12 protein-coding genes and 2 pseudogenes are annotated in these 18519 nt (G+C 42.3%); 9 read left to right on the top strand and 5 right to left on the bottom strand.

The window, feature by feature from the left end:
• Positions 1 to 149: 149 nt before the first annotated feature.
• From DUN60_RS07630 to DUN60_RS07615, 4 genes are all read right to left on the bottom strand, one after another.
• Positions 150 to 1655, bottom strand: coding sequence for a tripartite tricarboxylate transporter permease (locus tag DUN60_RS07630; RefSeq protein WP_114633654.1), 1506 nt, complete (start codon positions 1653 to 1655; stop codon positions 150 to 152).
• Positions 1656 to 1664: 9 nt separating this feature from the next.
• Positions 1665 to 2120 (bottom strand): tripartite tricarboxylate transporter TctB family protein, encoded by a 456-nt coding sequence (locus DUN60_RS07625; RefSeq protein ID WP_114633653.1) that lies wholly within the window; start codon positions 2118 to 2120, stop codon positions 1665 to 1667.
• An 84-nt stretch (positions 2121 to 2204) separates the two neighbouring features.
• On the bottom strand, positions 2205 to 3131 hold the full coding sequence (locus tag DUN60_RS07620) for a tripartite tricarboxylate transporter substrate binding protein (RefSeq protein WP_017076742.1): 927 nt from the start codon (positions 3129 to 3131) through the stop codon (positions 2205 to 2207).
• A 25-nt stretch (positions 3132 to 3156) separates the two neighbouring features.
• Positions 3157 to 3627 (bottom strand): hypothetical protein, encoded by a 471-nt coding sequence (locus DUN60_RS07615; protein ID WP_016785024.1) that lies wholly within the window; start codon positions 3625 to 3627, stop codon positions 3157 to 3159.
• A 986-nt stretch (positions 3628 to 4613) separates the two neighbouring features.
• Between DUN60_RS07615 and DUN60_RS07610 the strand changes: the two genes are divergently transcribed.
• From DUN60_RS07610 to DUN60_RS25015, 8 genes and pseudogenes are all read left to right on the top strand, one after another.
• Positions 4614 to 6392: a sodium:solute symporter family transporter gene (locus tag DUN60_RS07610; RefSeq protein ID WP_017076740.1), complete on the top strand. Its 1779-nt coding sequence runs from the start codon at positions 4614 to 4616 to the stop codon at positions 6390 to 6392.
• 218 nt (positions 6393 to 6610) lie between these two features.
• Positions 6611 to 8689, top strand: a complete 2079-nt coding sequence (locus DUN60_RS07605) for a DUF4962 domain-containing protein (RefSeq protein WP_114633652.1) — start codon at positions 6611 to 6613, stop codon at positions 8687 to 8689.
• Between the two features lie 98 nt (positions 8690 to 8787).
• Positions 8788 to 8922, top strand: coding sequence for a hypothetical protein (locus DUN60_RS24890; RefSeq protein ID WP_279627916.1), 135 nt, complete (start codon positions 8788 to 8790; stop codon positions 8920 to 8922).
• A 365-nt stretch (positions 8923 to 9287) separates the two neighbouring features.
• Positions 9288 to 10169 (top strand): NAD(P)-dependent oxidoreductase, encoded by an 882-nt coding sequence (locus tag DUN60_RS07600; protein ID WP_004733521.1) that lies wholly within the window; start codon positions 9288 to 9290, stop codon positions 10167 to 10169.
• 1062 nt (positions 10170 to 11231) lie between these two features.
• On the top strand, positions 11232 to 13103 hold the full coding sequence (locus DUN60_RS07595) for a methyl-accepting chemotaxis protein (protein WP_114633651.1): 1872 nt from the start codon (positions 11232 to 11234) through the stop codon (positions 13101 to 13103).
• Positions 13104 to 13340: 237 nt separating this feature from the next.
• A pseudogene (locus tag DUN60_RS07590) lies at positions 13341 to 13660 on the top strand (polysaccharide lyase family 7 protein); the annotation flags it as partial.
• Between the two features lie 308 nt (positions 13661 to 13968).
• Positions 13969 to 15537: a polysaccharide lyase family 7 protein gene (locus DUN60_RS07585; RefSeq protein WP_114633650.1), complete on the top strand. Its 1569-nt coding sequence runs from the start codon at positions 13969 to 13971 to the stop codon at positions 15535 to 15537.
• A 275-nt stretch (positions 15538 to 15812) separates the two neighbouring features.
• Positions 15813 to 16040, top strand: a pseudogene (locus tag DUN60_RS25015) (ISL3 family transposase); the annotation flags it as partial.
• A 146-nt stretch (positions 16041 to 16186) separates the two neighbouring features.
• On the opposite strand, the gene DUN60_RS07575 reads toward DUN60_RS25015, so the two are convergent.
• On the bottom strand, positions 16187 to 16945 hold the full coding sequence (locus DUN60_RS07575) for an oligogalacturonate-specific porin KdgM family protein (protein WP_114633649.1): 759 nt from the start codon (positions 16943 to 16945) through the stop codon (positions 16187 to 16189).
• Between the two features lie 527 nt (positions 16946 to 17472).
• On the opposite strand from DUN60_RS07575, the gene DUN60_RS07570 reads away from it, so the two are divergent.
• Positions 17473 to 18510 (top strand): polysaccharide lyase family 7 protein, encoded by a 1038-nt coding sequence (locus DUN60_RS07570; protein ID WP_054547414.1) that lies wholly within the window; start codon positions 17473 to 17475, stop codon positions 18508 to 18510.
• The last annotated feature ends 9 nt before the right edge of the window (positions 18511 to 18519 follow it).

Below are 18519 nucleotides of genomic sequence, written 5' to 3'. Positions count from 1 at the left end.
ATAAACGACTTTAAAAGGTATGCCAAGCGCATGCCTTTTTTGTTGTCTGTCGTTTACGAAAATTATTGCTTTTTGTGTACGAAAAAAGCCAGAGACTCGTGTCTCTGGCTTTGAATTATTTGAACGTTATAGGTTAAACGAGCGGCTCATTATGGATGTTCTTCAGTTTGCTTTCGTTTCTGCTTCTGCTTCTTCTTCATCTTTAACGTTGAGTATACAGAGAATATAGCCAACACGATAAACGCAAGAGCAATAGGGCGCTCGTAAAGGAAAGACCAACTGCCATCGTACATCAGCAGTGATTTTCTCAGATTTGTTTCTGCCATTGGACCTAAAATTATCGCAAGCAGAATTGGCGAAGACGGAATATCCAGTTTAGTTAAGATAAAGCCCAATAGACCGAAACCGATCGCAATACCCACATCAAACATCGAGTTGTTAATCGCGTAAGCACCAACGATCGACAAGAAGACAATAATTGGGATCATGATGATCTTGGGTACTTCAATGATGCGGCAGAAGAAACGAATACCCAGTAAACCAATTACCAGCATCACAAGGTTAGCAACCAACATCGAGCTGAATACGCCATAAACCACTTCGGGGTTTTGGGCAAACAGCAGAGGCCCTGGTGTTAGTCCTTGTACTATAAGTGCACCAAGAAGAACCGCTGCCACAGCATCCCCCGGAACGCCAAGTGTTAACAATGGAACTAACGAACCACCCGTTACACCGTTGTTTCCAGATTCGGCTGCTGCTAGACCTCGAACTGATCCTTTACCAAACTCTTCGGGATTTTTCGATGAGCGTTTTGCTTCGTTGTAACAAACGAATGCCGAAATATCAGCACCAGCCCCCGGTACAGAACCGATGGTTGTTCCCATCAAACCACTTTTTATTGCGGTTGGTAGCATTTCTTTAAGGTCGCCTTTGCTCAATAGTTTATGGTCAAACTTCGGCGCAACGACTTTCTTTTCGGAGAACAGCTTTTCTAGTTGGTTTAACGCTTCAGAAAGAGCGAACAAACCGATCAAAACAGGGATGACATTGATTCCGCTGTAGAGATCCATAATGTCGAAAGTAAATCTTGGTACGCTGCTGATTGGATCGAGTCCAACGGTAGAAACCAACAACCCAATCGTGCCAGCTAATAATCCTTTGAAAATGTTGTTTGAAGAAACACTCGCAATAATAGTTAAACCAAACAGAGCGAGTGCAAAATATTCTGGTGCATTAAAACGCAGTGCGAACGTCGCCAATTTGGGAGCAATTGCGATAAGAACGATAGTGCTTAATAATCCGCCAATAAATGAAGCCACAGCAGAAATACTTAATGCTCTGGCAGCTTGCCCTCTAACAGCCATGGTGTGACCGTCGAGTACACTTGCTGCCGAAGCTGGTGTCCCTGGTGTTTTAAGCAGTATTGCGGCAATCGAACCACCGTAAATACCACCAATGTACACACCGATTAACATCACAAGGGCTGAAGTTGGTTCCATGCCAAAGGTAAACGGAAGGAGTATCGCAACGCCCATTGTCGCCGTTAGGCCGGGTAATGCACCTAAAATAACCCCACCTAGCACACCAAACACAAGGACAGGAAGTACAGCAAAGCTCACAGCTGTCGCGAGACCATCAATTAGATATTCAAACATTATGACCTCCTATGACCACATTGCTTCAGGAAGCGCGATGTAGAACACCTCGCCAAACAAATAGTAAACCGCAAAAACAAAAACAACGGCGACAACGTAGTAGATTGGCTTCTTAACTTTGAAGTAAACGAGGTAGAACATAAATGCAATCAAACTCGCGTAAAGGTAGCCAACGACACTGATGAGTAATGCGTATCCGATAAGAAAGGCAACGCCGAAGATGGACATTTTACTTACCATCGCTTCTTGTTGTTCTGATACACCTTTAAGTTTGTGTTGAACGATGAGAACAATGCAGATAGCAATTTGAGCAATTACAATCATCATTGGAAAAAATTTTGCATCGACACTGGCATCTTGATACATAGGACGATCAAACTGAGTAATCAACACGAGTGCAATTGCGCTAAGGATAATGATGATGGAAGGGAAGACGACATTTCGATTTAAGTTGGCGTTAGACATAGAATTTACCCCTAAAAAGTAAAGCAAGGGAAAGATACAAACTGATAAAAAGGCACAACTTGTCGTTGTGCCTATGAGTTGAGATTATTGAATTAATTCAGTAAGTGACTTTGTATCTTCTGCAACGAATGCAGTGAATGCTTTATCATCAAGATTGTGAATAGTCATCGCACCTTTCGCCATGAAAGATTTGAACTCCTCACTTGCCATTGCTTCATCAAATGCAGCACCTAGTTTCTCAATTACCGCATCAGGCGTATCTTTTGGAGCGCCAATACCACGCCATGTACCTGTTACAACATCAATACCTTGTTCTTTCAAAGTAGGAACATCAGGAATGTACTGAATACGTTCTTCTGACATGACACCTAATGCTTTTAGTTGGCCTGAACGAAGTTGAGCGATAGCTTCACCCGGTGTCACCATGGTTACGTCTGTGTGGTGGCCTAATACGGCAGGAATTGCTTCAGACGCACCGTTGTAAGGGATAGCGTTTAATTTAATGCCTTGGTCTTTTTCTAAAGACATGAGGTAGAAGTTTGGCGCAGCGGTTGAAGCAAATTTTACGCTGCCTGGGTTTTCTTTTGCTTCTTTGATTAGGTCATTGATGGTGTTGTATGGGCTATCTGCTGCAACCAACACTACTGCTGGGTCTAAGTTGACTAAGCGAATGAGTCTAAAATCGTCTGCTGTATGGCGCATCAAACCCATTTGAGGAAGCGAAGCGATTTCACGTGTTACTACTGTTAATGTGTAACCATCCGCACGCTGCTGAGCTCCAAAGCTCATACCAACGGCGCCCGCACCACCCGTACGGTTCATGATTGAAATATTTTGTCCTAAAATGTCTTTCGCACTATTGGCAAGGGTACGGCCAACGGCATCTGTACCGCCGCCTGCGCCAAATGGGACAACTAAGCGAATGTTTTTGCTCGGGTAGTCTGCTGCAATCGACGTTGCAGAAACAAGTATGCCGGCTGCCAGCATGATGGATTTCAATAATTTACTCATAGTAAGTTCCTTCTGTTTCTAATTATTAGCGATATGTTTTTGTAGGGTTTTCTGCTTTTTCTGTTTGGTATTCGTGCATTGCTAGCTGTTCAATAGCCACCGCTATCCAGCCACTGATCAGCATGTCATACCATTGTTGTACGCCACTGCAGGCAACAACCACGTTTCCGTAAACAAACGAACCATAAAACAGTAAGTCTTCGTCACGTAATGAAGATGGGTGTTGAGAATGAAGTGTTAGGTTGCTTGTCGATTCTCGCCATGCTTGCTGAGCTTTCTTACGAGCAAGGTGATCAAACTTGATAGTCCAGTTATCAGGGGCTCCTAAAGACTCTTCATAAAGAATGGCATCTTCAAAAGAGGCTTCCCAAGGCTTGAGGTGCGGATTCATAACGACAATATGCAGTTCTTTTCTATTGGTTCTTTCAAACAGCTTGTCGATAGAGGGTTTAACGATATCGATAGCGTCTTGAGTGATATCTTTCATTGAGCGCATGCCACATGTCCTTATGTCTGGTTAGATATATAGAATATTGTATGACAATAATTCTTCAATTAACGAAAGCTTGGAAGCGCGGAGCGATCACAGCCGGAAGTCTTCTAACTAGACTTCGATCTTGTTTTAACCGTATTGTTTCGGAAATAGTGTGATTCTGGTCTTTTATTGAGCTGGAAATAAATGCACTCAGCGCCAGCTTATTTTGGCTTATTCATTAGATATAAACTCATCATCATATGGTCATCATTCTATTAATTCATATGGGCGAAAATTTTGGCGTGATAACAGAGCATCCTATAAAACCATGGGATACATACGAACATTTAAGCGAACTAATCTGTTTGTTTTTAAGAAGTGTGTTGCACTGTTTTGGTTCAATCATTTTCCCATATTTCTTAAGCTATTCAGGTTGCTCAATACCCCCTAATCTTTGCACGCTTTCTTTATCACTCTCAGAGACAGCATCTTAAACTCCCTCTCTTAACTCATCAGGAAATGGTCTAAATAATCATTCGATTGAGATGATTTCACATCCATTTGTATTTAGATCTAAAGATAAGAGCACTACACAAGTTTGAATTGAATTCTAATGATATTACCCGCTCGATTTTGATAAAAAACACTGGTTTATTGTGTGATGAATGATGTGAATTTGGTCTCAAATTCTCTTTTATTATTTTTTAGGTCTTTATGTTTATATGTGTTCGGTTGTATTTGTTAATAAGTGTGCAAAGTCTTACTTTTGTTTTAAGTTATTGTTTTTAAGGTAAAATTTATTTTAAGTGTTTGATCTTTTGGGTTTTTACCTAAAACCCTAACAATTTGCTTAATGGATTAGTCATATTCCATCCTATGTCATATATATAATTAACTTAATCAATCAAAATAAGATCACCATCACTTATTTGGATTATTGTACTACAAATAAAGAGTCGAATTTCCTATAGTCCTCGTAACAAATTATAACGGACAAAGGATACACGATGGAACTCAACACGATTATTGTCGGCATTTATTTCCTATTCTTGATTGCGATAGGTTGGATGTTTAGAACATTTACAAGCACTACTAGTGACTACTTCCGCGGGGGCGGTAACATGTTGTGGTGGATGGTTGGTGCAACCGCCTTTATGACCCAGTTTAGTGCATGGACATTCACCGGTGCAGCAGGTAAAGCGTATAACGATGGTTTCGCTGTAGCGGTCATCTTCGTAGCCAACGCATTTGGTTACTTCATGAACTACGCGTACTTCGCGCCGAAATTCCGTCAACTTCGCGTTGTTACGGTAATTGAAGCGATTCGTATGCGTTTTGGTGCGACCAACGAACAAGTATTCACTTGGTCTTCAATGCCGAACTCAGTGGTATCTGCGGGTGTGTGGTTAAACGCATTAGCAATCATCGCTTCGGGTATCTTCGGTTTCGACATGAACATGACTATCTGGGTGACTGGCTTAGTGGTCTTGGCGATGTCGGTAACAGGTGGTTCATGGGCGGTAATCGCATCTGACTTCATGCAGATGGTTATCATCATGGCGGTAACGGTAACTTGCGCGGTTGTAGCGGTTGTTCAAGGTGGTGGTGTTGGTGAGATTGTTAACAACTTCCCAGTACAAGATGGTGGTTCGTTCCTTTGGGGCAACAACATCAACTACCTAAGCATCTTTACGATTTGGGCATTCTTCATCTTCGTTAAGCAGTTCTCTATTACTAACAACATGCTTAACTCTTACCGTTACCTAGCGGCTAAAGACTCAAAGAATGCAAAGAAAGCCGCACTGCTTGCTTGTGTGTTGATGTTGTGTGGTGTGTTTATTTGGTTCATGCCTTCTTGGTTCATTGCAGGCCAAGGTGTTGATTTATCAGCGGCTTACCCGAATGCAGGTAAAAAAGCGGGTGATTTTGCTTACCTATACTTTGTACAAGAGTACATGCCAGCAGGTATGGTTGGTCTATTAGTTGCCGCGATGTTTGCAGCGACAATGTCTTCAATGGATTCTGGTCTAAACCGTAACTCAGGTATCTTCGTTAAGAACTTCTACGAAACAATCGTTCGTAAAGGTCAAGCATCTGAGAAAGAGTTAGTAACCGTATCTAAAATTACTTCAGCGGTATTTGGCTTCGCTATTATCCTTATCGCACAGTTCATCAACTCGCTTAAAGGTTTGAGCCTGTTTGATACGATGATGTACGTAGGTGCGTTAATCGGCTTCCCTATGACGATTCCTGCATTCCTTGGTTTCTTCATCAAGAAGACTCCGGACTGGGCTGGTTGGGGTACGTTAGTTGTTGGTGGTATAGTATCTTATGTGGTTGGTTTTGTTATCGACGCAGAGATGGTAGCAGCGGCGTTTGGTCTTGATACTCTAACAGGACGTGAATGGTCTGATGTTAAAGTTGCGATTGGTCTGATTGCTCACATCACGCTAACTGGTGGCTTCTTCGTACTATCTACGATGTTCTACAAGCCTCTATCAAAAGAACGTCAAGCGGATGTTGATAAGTTCTTTGGCAACTTAGATACACCATTAGTAGCTGAATCGGCAGAGCAAAAAGTGTTGGATAACAAACAACGTCAAATGCTTGGTAAACTGATTGCGGTAGCGGGTGTTGGTATCATGTTGATGGCTCTTCTGACTAACCCAATGTGGGGACGCCTAGTCTTCATCTTATGTGGTGTGATAGTTGGTGGTGTCGGTGTTCTACTTGTGAAAGCGGTCGATGACGGCGGCAAGCAAGCTAAAGCGGTAACTGAAAGCTAATAGCTAGCGAACGTTTAGACAAAATGCGACGACTCGAAAGAGCGTCGCATTTTTTGTTTTGCGAAGTGAGTAAACACGCCTGGCTTACAACATCAGACCTAAATCACGAAAACTGTAAAAAATTGTACGATCGAATCGAAATACATTCAATTGTCCTACAATAATACGTATATTGTTGCTAATTCCTTTCAATCAACTTGAAAAATAAGTGAGTTAGAATGAGCGACCAAAAATCTCTTGATGCAATCAGGAAGATGAAGCTGGAGAATGATACTTCAGCAGGTAATCTTGTAGACCTACTCCCTATCGAAGTTCAAACACGTGACTTCGACCTATCATTCCTAGACACCTTGAGCGAAGCACGTCCGCGTCTTCTTGTTCAAGCTGATCAGCTAGAAGAATTCAAAGCAAAAGTGAAAGCTGATGAAGCTCACTGCATGTTTGATGACTTCTACAACAACTCTACCGTTAAGTTTCTTGAGACTGCGCCTTTTGAAGAGCCTCAAGCGTACCCAGCTGAGACGGTAGGTAAAGCTTCTCTATGGCGTCCTTATTGGCGTCAAATGTACGTTGATTGCCAAATGGCACTGAACGCGACACGTAACCTAGCGATTGCTGGTGTTGTAAAAGAAGACGAAGCGCTCATTGCTAAAGCAAAAGCTTGGACTCTAAAACTGTCTACGTACGATCCAGAAGGCGTGACTTCTCGTGGCTACAACGACGAAGCGGCTTTCCGTGTCATCGCTGCAATGGCTTGGGGTTACGACTGGCTACACGGCTACTTCACAGATGAAGAACGTCAGCAAGTTCAAGATGCTTTGATTGAGCGTCTAGACGAAATCATGCACCACCTGAAAGTGACGGTTGACCTATTAAACAACCCGCTAAACAGCCACGGTGTTCGTTCTATCTCTTCTGCTATCATCCCAACGTGTATCGCGCTTTACCACGATCACCCGAAAGCAGGCGAGTACATCGCTTACGCTCTAGAATACTACGCAGTACACTACCCACCATGGGGCGGTGTAGACGGCGGTTGGGCTGAAGGTCCAGACTACTGGAACACACAAACGGCATTCCTAGGCGAAGCATTCGATCTATTGAAAGCATACTGTGGCGTAGACATGTTTAACAAAACATTCTATGAAAACACCGGTGACTTCCCGCTTTATTGTATGCCTGTTCACTCTAAGCGCGCGAGCTTCTGTGACCAGTCTTCAATCGGCGATTTCCCAGGTCTAAAACTGGCTTACAACATCAAGCACTACGCAGGTGTTAACCAGAAGCCTGAGTACGTTTGGTACTACAACCAACTGAAAGGCCGTGATACTGAAGCACACACTAAATTCTACAACTTTGGTTGGTGGGACTTCGGTTACGACGATCTTCGTTTTAACTTCCTTTGGGATGCTCCTGAAGAGAAAGCACCATCGAATGATCCACTGTTGAAAGTATTCCCAATCACGGGTTGGGCTGCATTCCACAACAAGATGACTGAGCGTGATAACCATATTCACATGGTATTCAAATGTTCTCCGTTTGGCTCAATCAGCCACTCTCACGGTGACCAAAACGCATTTACGCTTCACGCATTTGGTGAAACGCTAGCGTCAGTAACAGGTTACTACGGTGGTTTCGGTGTAGACATGCACACTAAGTGGCGTCGTCAAACGTTCTCTAAAAACCTTCCACTGTTTGGCGGTAAAGGTCAGTACGGCGAGAACAAGAACACAGGCTACGAAAACCACCAAGATCGTTTCTGTATCGAATCGGGCGGCACTATTTCTGACTTCGACACAGAATCTGATGTGAAGATGGTTGAAGGTGATGCAACGGCATCTTACAAGTATTTCGTTCCTGAAATCGAATCTTACAAGCGTAAAGTTTGGTTCGTTCAAGGTAAAGTATTCGTAATGCAAGACAAGGCTACGCTTTCTGAAGAGAAAGACATGACTTGGCTAATGCACACAACTTTCGCAAATGAAGTGGCAGACAAGTCTTTCACTATCCGCGGCGAAGTTGCACACCTAGGCGTAAACTTCATCAACGAGTCTGCTGATAACATCACTTCAGTTAAGAACGTTGAAGGCTTCGGCGAAGTTGACCCATACGAGTTCAAAGATCTTGAAATCCACCGTCACGTTGAAGTGGAATTCAAGCCATCGAAAGAGCACAACATCCTGACGCTTCTCGTTCCTAATAAGAACGAAGGCGAGCAAGTTGAAGTGTCTCATAAGCTTGAAGGCAACACGCTACTACTCAATGTTGACGGTGAAACGGTTTCAATCGAACTGTAATCCGCTGAAGTAACAGAAGCTAGATACTAAAAACTCCGAGTGAAAGCTCGGAGTTTTTTGTTTGTCTAGTTAGTTAGTTAGTTAGTTAGCTAGTTAAGTTGGATAAGTTGGATAAGTTGGATAAGTTGGATAAGTTGGATAAGTTGGATAAGTTGGATAAGTTGGATAAGTGGCAAACCGATCAGGTTGAAAGAAAACTTGATTGGCCTGGTGGAAACCACCGTCTTAAGTAACTCAAGCACTGAGCCCAGTCTTACAACGGTTTAGTTAGCGTCACGGCGGTTTAGTCAGTTTTACCGTGAACTACCTTCGTCACTGGCTGAGTAAGGGAATAGTGAACTATACATAGGTAAAGGCGTAGCTTGTTCTTACTAATCGTATGACATTTAACGTATGTTATTTCATCAATAGACGGTTTTTTAGGTGGCATATAGTTCCTGTAAGTACAAAGCGTGCCCCATATTTTCTCGTAAAGTGAACCCCCGTCACAACTTGCGTCTAACCATCAAATCAATGCCCTAAAACTATTGCGAAACGAGAAAGACGTAGTTATTATAATGAGCATATAATCATACAATACTATATTTGGAGTTTGAACATGACTAAACCTGTAATCGGTTTCATTGGCCTAGGTCTTATGGGCGGCAACATGGTTGAAAACCTGCAAAAGCGCGGCTACCACGTAAACGTAATGGATCTAAGCGCTGAAGCTGTTGCTCGCGTTACAGACCGCGGTAATGCGACTGCATTCACTTCTGCTAAAGAACTCGCTGCGGCAAGTGACATTGTTCAGTTTTGTCTTACAACTTCAGCTGTTGTTGAAAAAATCGTATACGGCGAAGACGGTGTTCTTGCGGGCATCAAAGAAGGCGCAGTACTAGTAGACTTCGGTACTTCTATCCCTGCTTCTACTAAGAAAATCGGCGCAGCTCTTGCTGAAAAAGGCGCGGGCATGATCGACGCACCTCTAGGTCGTACTCCTGCACACGCTAAAGATGGTCTTCTGAACATCATGGCTGCTGGCGACATGGAAACTTTCAACAAAGTTAAACCTGTTCTTGAAGAGCAAGGCGAAAACGTATTCCACCTAGGCGCTCTAGGTTCTGGTCACGTAACTAAGCTTGTAAACAACTTCATGGGCATGACGACTGTTGCAACTATGTCTCAAGCTTTCGCTGTTGCTCAACGCGCTGGTGTTGATGGCCAACAACTGTTTGATATCATGTCTGCAGGTCCATCTAACTCTCCGTTCATGCAATTCTGTAAGTTCTACGCAGTAGACGGCGAAGAGAAGCTAGGTTTCTCTGTTGCTAACGCTAACAAAGACCTTGGTTACTTCCTTGCACTTTGTGAAGAGCTAGGTACTGAGTCTCTAATCGCTCAAGGTACTGCAACAAGCCTACAAGCTGCTGTTGATGCCGGCATGGGTAACAACGATGTACCAGTAATCTTCGACTACTTCGCTAAACTAGAGAAGTAATCGACGTACGACCTCGCTAGGGTATCGCTTGTCTTCTGGGCGGCGATACCTCAGCGAGGTTCGTTTTTATCTGCCATATCCAATCCTTTGTTCCCTGTTTAAAATCTTCTATTTCTACTTCTACTTCAATTCCCTCAGCTACACCTAATCAAAACTCTGTTTAACTCTGCTACTGCCTCAATTCCTATTTTTTCTATATCTATATTTATTCCTATTTCTAACGGCAAATTCAAAGCCTTCTAGCACCCACTCGTTCACTCACTTTTCCCCGCAAGCTTAAACCAGTGCACTTAACTGATTGCTGGTGATGGTTTAACACTGCTCGAATGTCTGGTCCGAAAAGAAAGCAAAAAAAAGCCCACACAGCTGGTGACTGTGTGGGCGTATTCGGACTAGCCGTCTGGAAAAACCAATGAACAAGACAAGTAAAATAACGATTAACGAGATCCCCCGACAGTCTCTACATTAAACGTGTTCAATGACCTTAAAGCGCGTTGCTTCAATTACCACTTTGAATTGCACAAAAGCATCCAGAAATAACTTAAGTTATGATTCAAGCATACCATACATTAGGGGTTATTGTATTACAAATAAATCTAAAGGTTGAATGCCTTTAGTGAATGGTTGGTTAGTGAGAATGTGACTTAAGGCTCACTTTCTAGTCAGCGAATCGAAATTGACATCAATAATTTGATTAGAAGTATTATCGGCGAATTTGTTTGATGGTTATTTGAAATTCGATCATTTTTCGTGATTTACTTGCTCTTTCCCAATCGCGTTAAAAGCCAAGACTCATAAATGATACCTATGTCACAGGGTGGTTTTAGCCAGTTTTAATATGTCAATATCGCTCACAGAAAGCTCCATTAATTAAACATACAATATTAATTAAAGTAGTGGTTGTGACGATGGATCGGCATGAACAAGTTTCGCTTCCCGTATCTTCGAAAATGTAAAAAATGACCATTTCATTCGGATGAAAATAATAGACATAGGTTGATATGGATGATGAGTTTTATGAATTCAAAATTGTCTCTAGGGTTTAAAGGAAAATTGATTTTAATGGTGGCGATCGTCAGTTCTAGTGCGTTGGCATTTACGAACTGGTTTACGCTTGACTTAGCAGCAGACCAGGTAAACCAAACGATTTATAACGAGATTGACCACTCGCTAACGATAGAAATTAATCAAATAGAAAGTACCGTTCAGCGCACTATCGATACCGTAAACTCTGTCGCACAAGAGTTCATGAAATCCCCATACCAAGTGCCTAATGAAGCGCTTATGCATTACGCAGCCAAGCTCGGTGGCATTGATAAAATCGTAGTTGGTTTTGACGACGGCCGTTCTTACACTTCTCGTCCGTCAGAGTCTTTCCCTAACGGTGTTGGAATCAAAGAAAAGTACAATCCAACCACTCGACCTTGGTATCAACAAGCGAAATTGAAATCAGGCTTATCTTTTAGTGATCAGTTTTTCACTAAGAGTACTCAAGTGCCTATGATTGGTGTGACGTACTCATACCAAGATCGCGTCATCATGGCCGACATACGTTTTGACGATTTGGAAACGCAACTTGAACAGTTGGACAGCATCTACGAAGCCAAAGGCATTATCATCGACGAGAAGGGCATGGTGGTCGCTTCAACAATCGAAAACGTACTTCCGCAAAGCAATATATCTTCCGCAGATACGCAGATGAAACTCAACAGTGCCATTGAACAGCCTGATCAATTCATTGAGGGTGTGATTGATGGTAACCAGAGAATATTGATGGCCAAGAAAGTGGATATTGGCAGCCAGAAAGAGTGGTTCATGATCTCTAGTATTGACCCTGAGCTCGCGCTCAATCAGTTGAATGGCGTGATGTCGAGTGCGCGCATCCTTATCGTGGCTTGTGTGCTTGGCTCGGTGATATTGATGATTTTGCTTCTAAATCGTTTTTATCGCCCAATCGTGTCACTACGCAAAATCGTCCACGACCTATCTCAAGGTAACGGAGACCTGACTCAAAGGCTTGCTGAGAAGGGGAATGATGACTTAGGACATATCGCCAAAGACATCAACTTGTTCATTATCGGCTTACAAGAGATGGTTAAGGATGTGAAATATAAGAACTCGGATCTCGATACCAAGGTACTGAGTATTCGCGAAGGCTGTAAAGAAACCAGCGACGTACTGCAAGTTCATACTGATGAAACGGTTCAAGTGGTCTCTGCGATTAACGGCTTGTCTGAAGCATCGAATGAAGTAGAAAAGAGTTCTCAGTCCGCGGCAGAAGCAGCAAGAGAAGCGGCTGTGTTCAGTGATGAGACTAAACAGATTAACACCGTGACGGAAACCTATATCAGTGATCTTGAGAAGCAAGTCTGCACCACTTCTGATGATATTCGCTCAATGGCCAATGAAACGCAGAGCATCCAGTCTATCGTGTCTGTGATTGGCGGGATTGCGGAACAAACTAATTTGCTGGCATTGAATGCGTCAATTGAAGCGGCGAGAGCGGGTGAACATGGTCGAGGTTTCGCGGTGGTTGCTGATGAAGTCCGTGCGTTAGCCAACCGAACGCAAATCAGTACCTCTGAAATTGATGAAGCGTTATCTGGCTTGCAGTCTAAATCAGATGGTTTGGTTAAATCGATTGAGTTGACCAAAAGTAACTGTGAACTGACTCGCGCTCAAGTGGTTCAAGCGGTAAACATGTTGGCGAAGCTAACCGAGCAGATGGAAACAGTAAGTCGTTTCAACAATGACATTTCGGGTTCATCTGTTGAGCAAAACGCCCTTATTCAGAGCATTGCTAAGAACATGCATAAGATTGAAAGCTTTGTTGAGGAACTTAATAAGCTAAGCCAAGATCAGTTGACTGAATCAGCAGAAATCAAAACACTTAACGGTAGCGTTAGTGAGTTGATGAGCAGCTTTAAGGTTTAATCTTTCTAATATTTATATCTAAAAATCAACATACTAAGTTTAGTTGTTGATCTGAGAGCCACTCATTAACTGTCGAGTTTAGAGTGGCTTTTCTGCGTTGTTCTTGAATCTAATTCTACGCAATATCCGTTAATTTCACTTCATTTTCCGCATCTCACATTCTGATAAATAGATAATTGACATAAAATAGTACAAATATGCATTATCACTCTACTCTTATGGATAAGTGAGATAAATGTGAATAAGCCAATCATCATCGTTGCGCTCGCTTCGCTCACATACGGCTGCGGTGGAAGCAGCTCAAGCGATAGCAATGACTCTTCTGATAACACCAGTCCAGGTACTTCTTATGGTGTTGTTGCGCCTTATGATATTGCTAAGTATCAAAACATCCTTTCCAGCTCAGATCTTCAGGCGTCTGATCCTAATGGAGAGGAGGGCAATAAAACCTCTGAAGTCAAAGGTGGTAACTTCGATGGTTATGTCAGTGATTATTTTTATGCGGATGAGATGAAGAGACGGAAAACCTAATCTTCAAAATGGCGAACTATAAGATGTTCTGCTCGAACCATGCAAATATACACTATTACAGCTCGCTTGTTCTGCCCTTACCAGCTCATTTCACATTCTAAATTCTTATATATTGTCTTTTATCAATAGGGAATGTGATCCAGTTAAAGTATGGAAAAATCGGAAAGTGTTCCTAGTCTCATTTATCCAACGAAGTGTTTTATTTGTATTATAAGATTACGTAATATTTTCATGTTATCGCAAATACTGATAGGTGAATCGCCTTATAGCTCGTGTTTGCTGATTTAGCTTTCACTTACGAATGCTGTCTTTGTATTATAATAATGGATTAAATATGAAACAAATTACTCTAAAAACTTTACTCGCTTCTTCTATTCTACTTGCGGTTGGTTGTGCGAGCACGAGCACGCCTACTGCTGATTTTCCAAATAACAAAGAAACTGGTGAAGCGCTTCTGACGCCAGTTGCTGTTACCGCTAGTAGCCATGATGGTAACGGACCTGATCGTCTCGTTGACCAAGACCTAACTACACGTTGGTCATCTGCGGGTGACGGCGAGTGGGCAACGCTAGACTATGGTTCAGTACAAGAGTTTGACGCGGTTCAGGCATCTTTCAGTAAAGGTAATCAGCGCCAATCTAAATTTGATATTCAAGTGAGTGTCGATGGCGAAAGCTGGACAACGGTACTAGAAAACCAACTAAGCTCAGGTAAAGCGATCGGCCTAGAGCGTTTCCAATTTGAGCCAGCAGTGCAAGCACGCTACGTAAGATACGTTGGTCACGGTAACACCAAAAACGGTTGGAACAGTGTGACTGGATTAGCGGCGATTAACTGTAGCATTAACGCATGTCCTGCTAGCCATATCATCACTTCAGACGTGGTAGCAGCAGAAGCCGTGATTATCGCTGAAATGAAAGCGGCAGAAAAAGCACGTAAAGATGCGCGCAAAGATCTACGCTCTGGTAACTTCGGTGTAGCAGCGGTTTACCCTTGTGAGACAACAGTTAAATGTGAAACACGCACTGCGCTACCTCTACCAACGAGCTTACCTGATACACCTCTAGCAGGTAATGCACCTAGCGAAAACTTTGATATGACTCATTGGTATCTATCTCAGCCTTTCGATCATGATAAAAATGGCAAACCTGATGACGTTTCTGAGTGGAACCTTGCAAACGGTTACCAACACCCTGAAATCTTCTACACCGCTGATGATGGCGGCCTAGTATTCAAGGCTTATGTGAAGGGTGTACGTACCTCTAAAAACACTAAGTACGCGCGTACAGAGCTTCGTGAAATGATGCGTCGTGGTGATCAGTCTATTAGTACTAAAGGTGTTAACAAGAACAACTGGGTATTTTCAAGCGCGCCTGAATCTGACTTAGAGTCGGCGGCTGGTATCGACGGCGTTCTAGAAGCGACGTTGAAAATCGACCACGCAACAACGACAGGTAATGCGAATGAAGTAGGTCGCTTTATCATTGGTCAGATTCACGATCAAAACGATGAGCCGATTCGTTTGTACTACCGTAAATTGCCAAACCAAGCTACGGGCGCAGTTTACTTTGCACACGAAAGCCAAGACGCAACAAAAGAGGACTTCTACCCTCTCGTGGGCGATATGACGGCAGAAGTAGGTGAAGATGGTATCGCACTTGGCGAAGTGTTCAGCTACCGCATTGACGTTAAAGGCAACACGATGACAGTTACTTTAATGCGTGAAGGCAAAGACGATGTTGTACAAGTGGTTGATATGAGCAACAGCGGCTACGACGCAGGCGGCAAGTACATGTACTTCAAAGCCGGTGTTTACAACCAAAACATCAGCGGCGACCTAGACGATTACTCACAAGCGACTTTCTACCAGCTAGACGTATCGCACGATCAGTATCAGGAATAATGAATAAGTTGAATTTACAACTAAAATGGCAGCTATTATTAGCTGCCATTTTTTCATTACCGATAGGACTACTTTTATTTAATCCTAAGGCTTCGTTCTACAAGTTTTGGGTTTTAGGATACTTCGTCAATAAAAAAGGTTCATCGCGGATTAGCGGGAACTAAAAAAAAACGGCAGTAACTGATATGGTTTAGTCGCCAAACAAAAACCATACACAAACGACCGTTTTCATGCCGAATCATATTTTCCTACCTTCATTCTAGGAAGGTTTTCAAATAATAAAGTCTCATCAGACAGCATCACTTATTACCCTGATTCTTAAACCTAACTCTGAGGCTAAGTGCCTTTGTGGTCTCGAGGCCGAGGCTATTCATGAGTATCAATGGCGTCATGTAAAAGAGACCATGTTGCTCGGTGTTCTTGTTGAACTTTCTGTTTAAACACGAAGAATTAAGTGTCGTAACTGCGGCATAAAAACAGAATCTCTATCTTGGTTGGAGCTTTAAGCTCGTATAGCGGAGTGCCTAAAAAGGAATATAAAACAAATACTTACTGAATATAAAGGCGACTTTTCCCGGAAAGCCGCGATGAACCATAAAAAAGGCTTATAAATTTATAAGCCTTTTTAAAGAATGGATAGTCACCATGTTTAAAATGAGTATGTAACACCAACGCGTGTTTTTAACTGACGTTCATTCTCTTCCGCTGAGCCGTAATCTGATGTCCAAAATTCAACATAAGGTCTTAGGTTATCGAATTTATAGCCGATTTTTACACCTAAATCCCATTCCCAATCTTCACCATTCGCTTTGACTTGATCTTCGTAGCTTTTGACGTAGTTCGCCTCATAACTTAATTGAAGGTTTTTTAAATCTTCGTCTTGGAATTTATAAGCGCCAGTCAATGTAAATTTACCTTGCTGAACAGTCTCACCAGCTAATGCTATTTTGTCGCCGTTAACTTTTGTGAGAGAACTGCTTGAACTGTCTGTGTAGTTTTGGAATTCATGACGGTAACGAAGAGCCGTTGTTAGGCCGAAGTCAGCTTTATACCCAACACGAAACTGTGGTTTAAATGTTGTTTTTTCATCGCCGAACGTAATAGGCATACCTGGCTGCAAATACCACTTTTCATCTAACGCATAACGAACACCCCAATCAAACTCAGAATCTCCGCGTTCCAATTGGTTATATATATCGCCTTCTGCATTTGGAGCGAACTTTTGTTCAACGCTAAAATATAGCTTTGTCTCGTCTGCTATTTTCGTACTTCCGCCAATTTTAATACGATGCGCGTATTTATCGTCTTCATGCTTATGTTCTGCACGGTAATCAAGAGTTGCGCCAGTCGCTGTGCCTGCAAGAAGAGTTGTAGCAACAATTGCAGCAATTTTTGTAACAGAGTTCATACCTTTGTCTCACTATTATTTTTATTTTGGATACATCCAATATACCCATGGCTCACAATTTAATACCATAAATGGTATTGAATTAATGTATGACAAATATAGTATTTATTACCGCTTAGTATTTCTGTGACATCTATCAAGAAGTTCTGAATAATGGAGTGAATATATAGTTAAATGTAATGAATGTCCCAGTTTTGCGCCTATTTATTAGGTTGAGCATGACTCGCTTCTCATATTTATAATGCTTGAGAATATACGAAATTAAAAATGTTAAAATAAGACAAATATTCGATTTATCTTTGGGGTTTGGTGGTGATGGCAACCTTGGTTGTTAGGAGTGGCTGCTTTATCCAAGAGATCTTGTTCGAAAAGATAAGAGCTGTATTTGAGTGTGTTTAACAAGCTGTTAACCATAGTTTTTGTGGTTGGACTATTTAAATTGAAGAAAATAGTTATTGCGAATCAGTGTTCAAAGTATTTTCTGTGCTGAGAGAACTTGGTACTTATTTAACAATAAAGGATGAGTCATGTTTAAGAAAAACATATTAGCAGTGGCGTTATTAGCGACTGTACCAATGGTTACTTTCGCAAATAACGGTGTTTCTTACCCCGTACCTGCTGATAAATTCGATATGCATAATTGGAAAATAACCATACCTTCAGATATTAATGAAGATGGTCGTGTTGATGAAATAGAGGGGGTAGCCATGATGAGCTACTCACATAGTGATTTCTTCCATCTTGATAAAGACGGTAACCTTGTATTTGAAGTTCAAAACCAAGCGATTACGACAAAAAATTCGAAGAATGCGCGTTCTGAATTACGACAAATGCCACGAGGCGCTGACTTCTCTATCGATACGGCTGATAAAGGAAACCAGTGGGCACTGTCGAGCCATCCATCAGCAAACGAGTACAGTGCGGTTGGCGGTACACTAGAAGCGACACTAAAAGTGAATCACGTTTCAGTTAACGCAAAGTACCCAGAAAAATACCCAGCGCATTCTGTTGTGGTTGGTCAGATTCATGCTAAAAAACACAACGAGTTAATCAAAGCAGGAACCGGTTACGGTCACGGCAATGAACCACTAAAGATCTTCTATAAGAAGTTTCCTGATCAAGAAATGGGTTCAGTATTCTGGAACTATGAACGTAACCTAGAGAAAAAAGATCCTAACCGTGCCGATATCGCTTATCCAGTGTGGGGTAACACTTGGGAAAACCCAGCAGAACCGGGTGAAGCGGGCATTGCTCTTGGTGAAGAGTTTAGCTACAAAGTGGAAGTGAAAGGCACCATGATGTACCTAACGTTTGAAACAGAGCGTCACGATACGGTTAAGTATGAAATCGACCTGAGCAAGGGTATTGATGAGCTTGACTCACCAACGGGTTATGCTGAAGATGATTTCTATTACAAAGCGGGCGCATACGGCCAATGTAGCGTGAGCGATTCTCACCCTGTATGGGGGCCTGGTTGTGGCGGTACTGGCGATTTCGCTGTTGATAAAAAGAATGGCGATTACAACAGTGTGACTTTCTCAGCACTTAAGTTGAATGGTAAATAGTACATAGCA

This window comes from Vibrio splendidus (genome assembly GCF_003345295.1).
GTDB lineage: Bacteria > Pseudomonadota > Gammaproteobacteria > Enterobacterales > Vibrionaceae > Vibrio > Vibrio splendidus_K.
The sequence above is the reverse complement of the archived record's forward strand: the minus strand, read 5'-3'. Positions and strand labels throughout refer to the sequence as shown.

Bases quoted from the DNA above. Each gene is read 5' to 3' on its own strand.
- DUN60_RS07595 (WP_114633651.1), top strand. From the start codon at position 11,232: ATGGTGGCGATCGTCAGTTCTAGTGCGTTGGCATTTACGAACTGGTTT.
- DUN60_RS07575 (WP_114633649.1), bottom strand. From the start codon at position 16,945: ATGAACTCTGTTACAAAAATTGCTGCAATTGTTGCTACAACTCTTCTT.
- DUN60_RS07600 (WP_004733521.1), top strand. From the start codon at position 9,288: ATGACTAAACCTGTAATCGGTTTCATTGGCCTAGGTCTTATGGGCGGC.
- DUN60_RS07620 (WP_017076742.1), bottom strand. From the start codon at position 3,131: ATGAGTAAATTATTGAAATCCATCATGCTGGCAGCCGGCATACTTGTT.
- DUN60_RS07630 (WP_114633654.1), bottom strand. From the start codon at position 1,655: ATGTTTGAATATCTAATTGATGGTCTCGCGACAGCTGTGAGCTTTGCT.
- DUN60_RS07625 (WP_114633653.1), bottom strand. From the start codon at position 2,120: ATGTCTAACGCCAACTTAAATCGAAATGTCGTCTTCCCTTCCATCATC.
- DUN60_RS07585 (WP_114633650.1), top strand. From the start codon at position 13,969: ATGAAACAAATTACTCTAAAAACTTTACTCGCTTCTTCTATTCTACTT.
- DUN60_RS07610 (WP_017076740.1), top strand. From the start codon at position 4,614: ATGGAACTCAACACGATTATTGTCGGCATTTATTTCCTATTCTTGATT.
- DUN60_RS07615 (WP_016785024.1), bottom strand. From the start codon at position 3,627: ATGCGCTCAATGAAAGATATCACTCAAGACGCTATCGATATCGTTAAA.
- DUN60_RS07605 (WP_114633652.1), top strand. From the start codon at position 6,611: ATGAGCGACCAAAAATCTCTTGATGCAATCAGGAAGATGAAGCTGGAG.
- DUN60_RS07570 (WP_054547414.1), top strand. From the start codon at position 17,473: ATGTTTAAGAAAAACATATTAGCAGTGGCGTTATTAGCGACTGTACCA.